9 protein-coding genes and 1 CRISPR repeat array are annotated in these 12062 nt (G+C 42.4%); of the genes, 3 read left to right on the top strand and 6 right to left on the bottom strand.

Features of this window, described 5'->3' with window-relative positions:
* Positions 1–5 precede the first annotated feature (5 nt).
* The 5 genes from INP51_RS02855 to INP51_RS02835 form a co-directional block, all read right to left on the bottom strand.
* The gene (locus INP51_RS02855) at positions 6–872 is read right to left on the bottom strand and encodes a carbohydrate ABC transporter permease (RefSeq protein WP_230406861.1); all 867 of its coding nucleotides are present in this window, start codon (positions 870–872) and stop codon (positions 6–8) included.
* A gap of 9 nt (positions 873–881) precedes the next feature.
* Positions 882–1748 carry a carbohydrate ABC transporter permease gene (locus INP51_RS02850; RefSeq protein WP_193737217.1) on the bottom strand — a complete coding sequence of 289 codons (867 nt, stop codon included), beginning with the start codon at positions 1746–1748 and terminating at the stop codon, positions 882–884.
* 115 nt (positions 1749–1863) lie between these two features.
* A complete protein-coding gene (locus INP51_RS02845; RefSeq protein ID WP_193736240.1) occupies positions 1864–3306 on the bottom strand; it encodes an ABC transporter substrate-binding protein in 1443 nt (480 codons plus the stop codon).
* A gap of 20 nt (positions 3307–3326) precedes the next feature.
* A complete protein-coding gene (gene murQ / locus INP51_RS02840) occupies positions 3327–4235 on the bottom strand; it encodes an N-acetylmuramic acid 6-phosphate etherase (RefSeq protein ID WP_193736239.1) in 909 nt (302 codons plus the stop codon).
* Positions 4223–5101 carry a MurR/RpiR family transcriptional regulator gene (locus INP51_RS02835; RefSeq protein WP_193736238.1) on the bottom strand — a complete coding sequence of 293 codons (879 nt, stop codon included), beginning with the start codon at positions 5099–5101 and terminating at the stop codon, positions 4223–4225. The genes murQ and INP51_RS02835 overlap by 13 nt, the downstream gene beginning before the upstream one ends.
* Before the next feature lie 535 nt (positions 5102–5636).
* Between INP51_RS02835 and INP51_RS02830 the strand changes: the two genes are divergently transcribed.
* From INP51_RS02830 to INP51_RS02820, 3 genes are read left to right on the top strand one after another with little or no spacing between them, the layout of a single operon-like run.
* Positions 5637–5960, top strand: coding sequence for a hypothetical protein (locus INP51_RS02830; protein WP_193736237.1), 324 nt, complete (start codon positions 5637–5639; stop codon positions 5958–5960).
* Positions 5961–6013: 53 nt separating this feature from the next.
* Complete coding sequence (locus tag INP51_RS02825; RefSeq protein WP_230406860.1) at positions 6014–6295, top strand: tyrosine-type recombinase/integrase; 282 nt, start codon at positions 6014–6016, stop codon at positions 6293–6295.
* Positions 6288–7229 carry a tyrosine-type recombinase/integrase gene (locus INP51_RS02820; protein ID WP_193736236.1) on the top strand — a complete coding sequence of 314 codons (942 nt, stop codon included), beginning with the start codon at positions 6288–6290 and terminating at the stop codon, positions 7227–7229. The genes INP51_RS02825 and INP51_RS02820 overlap by 8 nt, the downstream gene beginning before the upstream one ends.
* Before the next feature lie 817 nt (positions 7230–8046).
* Positions 8047–10919: a CRISPR direct-repeat array (repeat unit 32 nt; unit sequence ATTTCAATCCACACCACCCCGAAGGTGGTGAC).
* Positions 10920–11766: 847 nt separating this feature from the next.
* Here the strand turns inward: INP51_RS02820 and cas2 are convergent.
* Complete coding sequence (gene cas2 / locus INP51_RS02815) at positions 11767–12057, bottom strand: CRISPR-associated endonuclease Cas2 (protein ID WP_193736235.1); 291 nt, start codon at positions 12055–12057, stop codon at positions 11767–11769.
* Positions 12058–12062: the final 5 nt, after the last annotated feature.

The raw sequence follows: 12062 nt of genomic DNA, 5'->3' as shown, positions 1-12062 counted from the left end.
GACACTCACCCTTTCACCGCACCTACCGTAACCCCTTCCAGGAAATATTTCTGCAGTGAAAAGAACAGAATGAACATAGGAAGAGCGGAAATTGTAGCACCCGCCATCATCGGTGCAAAGTAAGTTGTATTTGCAAAGCTGAAGTTTTTCAAGCCAACCTGAATGGTCTGCATGGACTCTGAATTACAGACTAGGAAAGGCCAGAAAAAGGTGTTCCATTCTCCGAGAAACGTCATAATTGCCATGACCGAAAGTATGGTTTTTGAAAGCGGCACAACAATTTTCCATACGATCATAGGCTGACTACACCCCTCGATCTTTGCTGATTCTATAATAGAAGTCGGCAGCGAAGTGAAGAACTGCTTTGCCAAAAATACATTGTAGCAAGTCACAAGAGTCGGTGCAACCAGAGCCATGTAGGTATCCTGGATCTTCAAGACATTGACGATCAAGATATACAGGGGAACCTGTGTTACCTGATAAGGCACCATCATCGCCACAAGAAGAACAAAAAAGAATACCTTGCATCCGGGAAAACGCAATTTTGCAAATGCATAGCCGGCCAGTGTTGCAAAAATCACATTGCTAATTGTGACCACAGAAGCTACCAACAAAGAATTCAGCAACCAGCGAAAAGAATAGGTGCTAAAAGAAAAGAAAAACTTATAAGAATCCAGCGTAAAATGTTTCGGAATCAGCGAATAGCTGGCTCCGCCTGCCTCTGTCGGTGCTCCAAAGGAGGAGATTGCCATATAATAAATAGGAAACAATGTGACCAGAGCAATCGTGAATAATACAGCTGCCAGAATCACATTTCGGATTTTTCCTTTATATTTTAGTTTTCCGCTATATTTTTTATATAATCCCATCATGCCCTCCTTTTAATATTCCACGTCTCCGGAACTGAGTTTAAATTGCAGCACCGCAAAAACTGCTATGATTGCGGCAAGAATCAAAGCCTGGGCACAGGCTTCTCCATATTCAAAATATGTAAATGCACGATTGAATATCAGCAATCCTGCCATGGTCGTTGCATTGTCAGGCCCTCCGCCTGTCATCAGATATGCGTTCTGGAAGGATTGGAAACCATTGATTACTCCTGTAATGGTCAGAAAAACCGTAGTGGGTTTTACAATTGGCCATACGACATAACGTACTTTCTGAAAGAAGGTAGCTCCATCTATATCAGCCGCCTCATAATAGGTCGAATCAATTCCAAGCAATGCAGCGGTATAAATGATGACATTCTGTCCCAGACCTGCGAAAACGGCCATGATGATCAGGGACAGCATTGCAGTTTTCTGGCTCCCCAGCCAATTTTGGTTGGATAAGCCAAACATCTTAACCACATTATTCAACAATCCGGACGGAAGCGGATCATAAATCCATTTCCACACGAAGGATAATGCAACCCCTGACGCAATTGCCGGGAGATAAAAGGCCGCCTTAAATACTGACTGCAATTTCTTCCGAAATGGCAAAATCATAATGGAAATCATGAATGATAACAGCATGGATACCGGTACCGTTATAATGGAGTATACAAGTGTATTTTTCAGGGCCTTATAGAATAAGCCATTCTTAAAAGTATTTATATAATTGTCCAACCCGACCCACTCCGAACCCAGTGGTTTATACTTCTGAAAGCTGATAACAGCTGCAGAGATTACAGGATACAATGTGAACACAATAAATGTGCACAACGGAACCAGTATGAACACATATGCCCACATGGCTTCTTTCTTCATTTTTTTCACTATTCAGGATCCTCCCATTCTATCAGGTACGTCCGACAATTTGTTTTGAACATCCTGTAAGCATTGCTTACAGGATATCACTTTAATGTGCTAGTTTTCCAAAAGTTTAAGATTCATCTGATACACATCCTTCCTCACCAAATGCCGCATGTCCTGTATCCACAATTGCCTTGTACATCTCTTCAGGTGTAACCTCCCCTGCCAGCAGCCCCTGGAATTTCGGCATAATAACTTCATCCTGAATCTTTATGGCCGCAGCACCCTTGTCAGCCGGTATGTCCGGTCTTGCCTCTGCAATCTGTGCTGTAAGGGTTTCCACTGCCTTTGTATTATCCTCATTCTTATTTTCAATTGGAGGCAGTTTCTCATAAGCAGTACGTCCGGTCTCACAAACCGGCTTTAAATAAAGCTCCTGACAGGTCTGAGCAGCACGCTCACTGCTGGCAAGGTAGTATGCAACCTTTGCAACATTTTTCAGATGCTGTTCATCCGGATTCTTTTCCCCTGTAAGGCAGATGTATCCGTCAACCGCCCCCTGTGCCTGCTGCTTTCCCTCTTCAAATACCGGTACAGGAAGTACTACATATTCCACAGGAATACTTCCTTCTACCGCACTGCTGTCATTGTTCTTCAGCTTTTCAGTGTTTTCATAGGCTGATTTTTCAAAGGAAGACAATCCTTTTCCTGTAATCATGGTCTGCCCGGTAAGCATCATGTTCCATCTTTTTCCGGCATCAATAGAACCCAGTTCCTTTGGCATAGAACCATCATCAATTAAGGCTCTCAAATCTTCCAGAAATGTAAGCATCTGTTTACTGGTATATGCATACTTTAAGTCCTTATCAAAAGCATCTGGCAGCCCTGCATTCTTAACAAAGATCCCAAAATAGTCCTTTGCTGTAACACCGGCACAGGCAAAGAGAAATCCGTAGGTTTTTACCTGATCACCCTCTTTCACAACTCCCTTTTTTATAGCCTCTCGAAATTCATCATATGTCCACCCATCTTTTTGTACTGCTTTCCAGTCAATTCCGGCAGTCTCCAGAAGTTCTCTGTTTCCTCCGATACACTGAATCTCACAGTAGGCCGGAAGACCATACAGTCCTTCTTGATTCTTAAAATAATTCAGAACATTTTCATCAAAATCATTTATTTGATCCTCTTCCAGATATTTTGAAATATCTACAGCCATATCCGTATCCAGATACTTTGTTACTCCGCTGCTGCCGATAAAGGCAATATCCGGCGGTGATCCGGCATTTACCTGAACATCCAGCTTCTGCGTTACATCCTCCCAGCTTGCCGTTGTGACTTTAATTTCAATATCCGGATTCTCCTTATTAAAATCCTCAATGTAGGTGTTAATTTTATCCTGATAAGTAGCAGAAACCGGAGGCAGTAAAGCTGTTACCACGTCCTTTTTTCCTTCTGCGGCCGTACCGGAAGCGGATGAACTTCCCCCTTTGTCTGTTCCACCACAGCCTGCCGCCAATAATGAAAGTGTCATTACAGCTGCCATCCCCAATGCCGCCATTCTTTTTCTTTTCATAAAATAAAACCCTCCTTTTTTTATATGGTTAACCGCTTTGACACGGCAACTTTCACTTTTCCATCTGCCTGCGTGAGGCACTCCCGGGCAGTTTCTATATCACAGTTCAAAAGCATCTTTGTAATTGCAAGCTTTGCTCCTCCGCCAGCTTCCCGCAAAGCTTTTTTTGCCTCGTCCCTCTCACAGCCTACCGCTTCCATCACGATATTCTCCGCTCGGGTTACAAGTTTCTTGTTCGTCTGCCGCAAGTCTACCATCAGATTTTGATACGCCTTTCCTATCCCTACCATACTGACTGTAGATATCATATTTAAAACCATCTTTTCTGCAGTCCCTGCCTTTAATCTGGTGGAACCGGTCAGAATCTCCGGACCCGTCAGAAGCTCTATTGCACAGTCTGCCTTCTCCGAAATCTTTGTATTTGTATTACAGGATATCGCTACTGTCCTGCAGCCCACCTCCTTTGCATATTGAAGTGCACCAAGCACATAAGGTGTTCTGCCGCTGGCGGCCAGACCTATCACAACATCATTCGATGAAAGATATATCCGCTTCAAATCTTCCTTCCCAAGCTCCGGATCATCTTCCGCCCCCTCTTCTGCCTTTACAAATGCTCCTTCGCCTCCTGCAATTACACCTACAATCGTGTCATAAGAGACTCCAAAGGTAGGGGGGCATTCCACAGCATCCAAAATACCAAGACGTCCGCTGGTGCCTGCTCCTATGTAGATGATTCTCCCGTTCTTCTGCAGGCTTTCTGTTGTCCATTCTATGGCTCTTCCGATCTGCGGAAGCGCATCATGGACTGCATCCAGAACCTTCTGGTCCTCCTTATTCATGATTGTTATGATTTCATAAGGGGACATCTCATCCAGATTCATAGTTTTCGTATTTCTCTTTTCTGTCATCAGTCTTTCTAAATTTGCCATCGAATCTCTCCCTCATGATTGGTTTTCTCCTCTTTGGAGATATAAGTTCTTCTAAGACTGTCCATGCAAGTCTCATAGTTTTCCTGGACATATGTAACATACAGCATATCAATGACTGCCAATTGTGAAAGTCGTGAACCTAATTTTCCAGTTCGAAACTCAAACTCGGTTGCTGTAACATATAGATTATAGTCAGAAATTTTTGATAATGGTGACTCATGATAACAGGTAATGGCAATAATCGGTACTCCAACATCTTTTAAGATTTCCGCGCATTCCACCATCTCCCTTGTCATTCCTGAGTAACTGATAATAATCGCTGCATCCTCATTGGTCATATTCTTCGCCTGAACCAGCTGTGCGTGAAAATCCTCATTCACTATGCATACTTTATTGACCCGCATAAACTTCAGGCAAGCATCCTTTGCCACCAGTAAAGACGCTCCCATTCCGAAGAAAGCAACTCTTTTCGCCTTTTGTATAACAGATACACTTCCATCAAGGATCTCCAAATCTATCAGACTTTTTGTCTCCTCAAGAGAAACGATACTCTTGTAAATAATCTTGTTCACTAGCTGTTCAATTGAATCATCCTTTTTGATCTCTGAATTTTTATCTGTAATAGCTTCCTTTCGCATAGCGTTTTCATACATCAATGATCTTTGAAAATCCTTATAATCGTTAAATCCGGTTTTTTTGCAAAATCTCGTTACTGTCGAAGGCGATGTAAATGTAACTCTGGCCAATTCCCTGACACTCATAACAGAAACATCTTCAGGACTTTTCAAAATGAATTGTATAATTTCTCGTTCTGTATTACTCGCATGTGTTAAGTACTCTCTCAGTTTCACCCTTACACTTTTCATAATATTATTTCCTTTTTTTAATATGTGATATGCAAATTAATGTTTTTTACCGAGATTTATTTCTTTCTATTGTGACTATTATATTATCGCGAAACAGAAATGTCTATAAAATACATAATATATGGTACTTTGTTTCATACAATGAATGAAATGGTGCTTATTAAGACTTGACATAAGACTTGAATAGATTAAATCTATAAGGTTTAATACTAGCAGAGAATGCTCCAATTAGGCTTTTGCGAAACGCAAAAACTCGTATTACTACTTCAAACGGATGTAGTAGTGAATCTATCACAATTTAAACAGCGACTTTCAAGTCGCACACTATGATCTCTACTGACTTCTGCATGGCACCGCCTCATTTCCTTGAACGGTGGTTACTCCTTTCAAAGCATTTCATACAGACCTCCCCGGGTTATTACTAGCAGGTAATAACCTGGGTTATCGCCAGTTAATGATTATTACCAGTTGGTTCTAGAATGACTGAAATAATGTATTCCTACACAATCAACTGGGAATAATCATATCATCTATAATGGAGATATCAGCTTTGCTGAAATACCATTATGAGGTGATAAAGATGTTAGTACAAACGATTACAGGTGACCTGCTCTCCAAACTAAGAGATGCAGGTATCAAAGAACAGACAATCCACAAGAATTATGCCTGCTTTTACCGTTCTTTTTGCAAAGAAGCAGGCGACAAGGAACTAGATGAAGATTTAATTGTATCCTTCCTTATAAATACAAGGGAGAAGGACATATGGAACCTTCCCTCTTACCAACTGAGCCGCCGGGAACAGATCTGTAGGAATGCCTTTCATGTCCTTCTATCAGCCACAAGATTCTACCGCATGTAGGGAATGCCATTACTGATTACATCCTAAATGAACGCCCACGCGGTAGTTCCAGGTTGCTTTTTCTCAAAGCTGACGGAATGGGACTGTGTTCAAAATCGGTCAGCAGTGTGGTCAGGAATGCATTCCTTTCCTGCGATATTGATATCGGTAAAAGGAAGTACGGTTCACACTGTCTGCGCTATTCTCTTGCTACCAGCATGGTTAATGATGGGCATTCTATCTTTACTATAGCAAATGTATTGGGGCAGACCTCAGCAGAAACAGCACGCCTGTATTCAAAAGTTGATATTTCAAGACTCTCACGCTGCTCATTGGAGGTGCCGTCCAATGAATGAACATGGTTATAAATGTGGAATGAAAGATATATTTGAACGATTCGTAAAATACAAAAAATCAACCGGAAGAAAAGAGCGCCTTTATGTCTCCGTACTAAAAACATTTGATAATTACTGCTGTTCCCTTCCAAGTGTTGCAACAATGTTAGACAAAGAAACCGTTGACGGATTTCTACAGATAACAGATCAACGCAGGCTTTCCTCTGTTTTAAAAGATGCTTCCGTTTTAAGGGAACTAGGGTGGTACATGCACAGGATTGGAATAAAAGATGCTTATGTTACCGGGCTTCATGGTAGCAGAAAAAGCACTTATACGCCTTATATTTTCAGCAGGGAGCAGATAATCCTCCTCCTACAGGAAGCATCTGACTTTCATTCCTGCTACGACAGTGTAAACCCAAACATGAAAAATGTCATTTCATGTTTATATACGGTGCTTTATTGTACCGGAATGCGTATTTCCGAGGCATTGTCACTGAGGCTTTCCGATGTCTCATTGGTGGGACACACGGTGCTCGTTACGGAATCAAAAAACGGGAGACAACGGCTGCTCCCCATTACAGAGTCCCTTTCACTAAAATGTGAGGAATATCTATCAGAACGCTGTAGCCGCCATAATGTATATTTTTTTGATTCTGGCTCTGATCTGCACAACGGGCAGATTGGCACAAATACTGCATACAGATATTTCTGCAACCTGATAGGGGAAACAGGGATTCCGCATCGTGGAAGAGGCTACGGGCCACGCCTGCATGATCTCCGTGATACTTTTGCAGTACATTCTCTGCAGCAGCTTATTGAACAGGGAGGGGATGTGAATGCCAACCTTGAATATCTTTCATTATATATGGGACACCAGTCCATTTACGAAACGCAGGATTATTATGACAAGATTGTCATAATGTCTATCTTGAAATTGGTTCCGAAGCAATGATACCGGCTGTGCTCCAATCCAGTGCCTCTGTTTTAACCGAAAAAAGAGATGGATGAAAAACCAAAATGGGAAGATATGGACATCTTACAACGAATCCGTCAGAAGATAAGCACATCTTAAGTACCAAGGATTATTACCAGTTGAGGAAACTATTTTTAAGTTTTAAAGGTCATTCTAGAACCAACTGGTAATAATCATTAACTGGCGATAACCCTGATACTCACACATTCTTTCTCTCCATCCATCTGCCACATATACCATACATGATTCCGTGTAATTGGACTTCAACTTGTCATGCCATATCCTCTTGCATAGCCTGATGTGATTTCTGTTCGTCAGACCAGAGATTTGCCCGTTGGTTCTATTCCAACATCCGGCTTCTTCAGATTTCACCTTGCGATGAACACCTTTGCCTTCGGCTGTATCCTTCCCACTACTAGGCGGATTCCGGACTTGCACCGGTTGAACGTGCACCACCGGGCGCACATGTAAAGTGGCTTCGCATTAAAGTAATATGCTCCCTAATGAGAGTATGGGAGAAGAAACACTTTTAATGAGCGGTTATAAGAGTTGTTATTCGGCTCAATTAAAAAGGCAGGCAGTTCAAGACTACTTGTCAGGAGAGGGATCTCAAACAGATATTTGTAAAAGGTGACAGAATCAACTATAAACTATTCTTCTACTCCATACATTCAATCCACACCACCCCAAAGGTGGTGACTCTAAGTCCATGGCCAGAAAACTTTCTTTGTCAAGATTTCAATCCACCCCGAAGGTGGTGACCCGACAACATCAGCAATAACGCCAAACACATCCAATTTCAATCCACACCACCCCGAAGGTGGTGACTGTATAGGTGCTATTTTTGTACAAAAAAGGAGGATTTCAATCCACACCACCCCGAAGGTGGTGACTCAATCGCTGTGAATGGTTTCTTTTGCACATCTGATTTCAATCCACACCACCCCGAAGGTGGTGACTCAACCTTTACTTCTTCCGGCTTTTCTTTATTGAATTTCAATCCACACCACCCCGAAGGTGGTGACATAGTCGAGAAATCGACCGTGAAGAATTTGAACAATTTCAATCCACACCACCCCGAAGGTGGTGACTTAATCGGTTTCGAATGGGGCGGATCCAGATATATTTCAATCCACACCACCCCGAAGGTGGTGACTGCCTTGAAGCATGGAATCTGATAGGGCCTTCTCTATTTCAATCCACACCACCCCGAAGGTGGTGACTCGGAGACGTTGATTGTTTCCTCGAGACACAACTCATTTCAATCCACACCACCCCGAAGGTGGTGACACAACATTATGTGCTGCATTTATCAAAGCATAACATTTCAATCCACACCACCCCGAAGGTGGTGACGATATACTCAAAGCAATTGGAGGTGATAATACGAAGATTTCAATCCACACCACCCCGAAGGTGGTGACGCCGCCCATGTAACCAACGGCGATATCATCAAGCGATTTCAATCCACACCACCCCGAAGGTGGTGACTGTATCTGCTACGGACTTAACCCGTAAAGTTGTAAATTTCAATCCACACCACCCCGAAGGTGGTGACTTCCATCATTTCTTCTAATGCTTTCTCCTGATCTATTTCAATCCACACCACCCCGAAGGTGGTGACGCAAAATTTTCAGCCCATTGATTACAACTCATTATTTCAATCCACACCACCCCGAAGGTGGTGACAATGGATTTAGTATTTCAAAAGCTGCATCCAAACATTTCAATCCACACCACCCCGAAGGTGGTGACGACTATGCCTCTGGAAAATTGGCTTGATATTTACATTTCAATCCACACCACCCCGAAGGTGGTGACACGCCTGTGCGCCCATCCAGAGCCTTACTAATACTATTTCAATCCACACCACCCCGAAGGTGGTGACTCAATCGCGGTGAATGGTTTCTTTTGCACATCTGATTTCAATCCACACCACCCCGAAGGTGGTGACGTTCGGACACTGAACAGCATCATTGTTGCATCCATATTTCAATCCACACCACCCCGAAGGTGGTGACAGTAATCCGCTGACCGTTTTCACCACCAAACACGATTTCAATCCACACCACCCCGAAGGTGGTGACTATACAGTAAATATTTTAAGATTTGTCACAGATATTTCAATCCACACCACCCCGAAGGTGGTGACCAGATGATTTTTGATATCATCAATGCGTTTCAGGATTTCAATCCACACCACCCCGAAGGTGGTGACCAGCAAACAGGACAGACGCCACAGATCGACTATGATTTCAATCCACACCACCCCGAAGGTGGTGACTGTGGTGCTGACTTGTTTATGCCCTAATCTGTTAATTTCAATCCACACCACCCCGAAGGTGGTGACGATAATATTCTGGCGTTCTTATTCTTTGACTGATATTTCAATCCACACCACCCCGAAGGTGGTGACGTTGAAAGACGGTGAATTTACAATGCTGTCAGACATTTCAATCCACACCACCCCGAAGGTGGTGACGATATTATCAGAGAGTCTGGAGATCCACTTGTATTATTTCAATCCACACCACCCCGAAGGTGGTGACTGTACGTGCAATACAGCACTGGCTGGGTCTACCGATTTCAATCCACACCACCCCGAAGGTGGTGACTGATGATTCTTTGACTGATATGCGAATGTCAGACAATTTCAATCCACACCACCCCGAAGGTGGTGACAAAAAATCAAGCGAAAAAATAAAATAAAAAAATTATTTCAATCCACACCACCCCGAAGGTGGTGACCACAGTCGAAAAGTACCTTGACGCCGTAGAGGGATTTCAATCCACACCACCCCGAAGGTGGTGACTACGCAGTTTAAGGCACTCATCCATGCAATTACATTTCAATCCACACCACCCCGAAGGTGGTGACGAGGCAATTGGGCACGAAGTTCCGACTGTTGGCATTTCAATCCACACCACCCCGAAGGTGGTGACGAACTTCCATTTGATTAAAAGGAGTGATATCTTTATTTCAATCCACACCACCCCGAAGGTGGTGACAAGAGACAAAGCAGTTTTACAAAAGCAGCAAATGATTTCAATCCACACCACCCCGAAGGTGGTGACCCAGGCGATTGCAGACACTGTTTGATGCTACAGATTTCAATCCACACCACCCCGAAGGTGGTGACGATTACTTCATCCGCTTTTGATTCAAAAACAATTATTTCAATCCACACCACCCCGAAGGTGGTGACCATGCACGTTATCGGGAGTTCCGTTGTCGTCTAAAAATTTCAATCCACACCACCCCGAAGGTGGTGACTTTTTCAAAGACAGAAAATGTCACACAACAAAGATTTCAATCCACACCACCCCGAAGGTGGTGACGACAGCATGGTTGCAGACAACGCAAACATAGCCGATTTCAATCCACACCACCCCGAAGGTGGTGACCCATGATGTAGATCTTATGTCTAACATTGTAGCCATTTCAATCCACACCACCCCGAAGGTGGTGACTTTTTCTCAACTCCTGAATAACATCAACTGCTGGATTTCAATCCACACCACCCCGAAGGTGGTGACTAAAAGATTATGGAGGCACGATGTGGACAATAGAATTTCAATCCACACCACCCCGAAGGTGGTGACAATAAAGAGTAAAGATAATAATGGTAATACAATAATTTCAATCCACACCACCCCGAAGGTGGTGACAGCAAATTTTCACAAAAAACAATTCATTTTCTATAAATAATCACTATAAACCACACTATTATTTACTCTTTTTATTCTTTCATTATTAGTTTTTTCAAATCACAATTGATATTCCCTATCTTTCCGGTGCGAATCTCCTTGGAAATTCCTGCGCACATATATTTCGCACAAAGTCATCCATTTACTGGTTGGTATACAAATATGGCAATTCTGTTGAATTAGTCTAGCCCATTTCAGCGCCTTGAAAACCCCATATTTATAATTGTAAATCTTTAGTTTATTCAATACTTCAAGTTTCGTGGCTTGTGATCAAGCCATCTACTACCGATTATCTAAGTAATTACTGGATTTAAGTCTAATGATCCAAACCTTTCAATAGTAGTTAATGAGCTTTCAGAAATTAAGTGCTGCTATTTTAGCTTCAAATAATGACTTATTCCGATTCGAAAGCTTGCATAATCGCTCATCCAGTTCAATCCCCTTGGGTTCTTGCACGTTCATGTGTTGCGTTTTGAAGTAAACAGCTTAGCAACCCGTTTATAAGTTTTAGAAACTGTACACTGGTGGTGGAAAAGAAGAGCTACTTTCTGGTATGTGTCCTACTGGACAACCAAGTACTGTTGTTTCGGTTTCATCAAGTTCAAAACCTGGGGTTACTTTCTAAGTGAAGCTACTAGTGATTAGTTCAGTATTTTTTTCTGCAGCAAGTACTCTGTTATCTGTTCCACCATGGGCATCATCTGTTGCAAGTGCTGTCGCATCATTTTTACATCCATCTGATTTAGATGACTCAATCAGACCCATACAGAGATAAATGAATGGATACTGACTATTTTTTAACCACACACTAAAAGATTAAAGGCTCATCTACATTTACGCCTTTGCAGACCCCGATCTGCTCCACTTTAGCATTTCGCTGTTTCCCCAAATAATAAAATCTAAGGCTATCAACATTTTCATCAATAATATCTGTTAGAATAGATTTTAGCAAAAGACATTGCCCAGGATCCACTACGCATTCAAAGACTGAGTTTTGAACTCTAGTTCCATAATTCACACATTGCTTTGCCACCTTTCTTAACCGTGTCTTTCCGGAAGCTGTTTCTGTATTCACATCATAAGTAACGAGTACTAACATAAGAA

The sequence above is a fragment of the Blautia liquoris genome, from assembly GCF_015159595.1.
Classification (GTDB): Bacteria; Bacillota; Clostridia; order Lachnospirales; family Lachnospiraceae; genus Novisyntrophococcus; species Novisyntrophococcus liquoris.
This window is presented reverse-complemented; position numbering and strand designations above follow the sequence as displayed.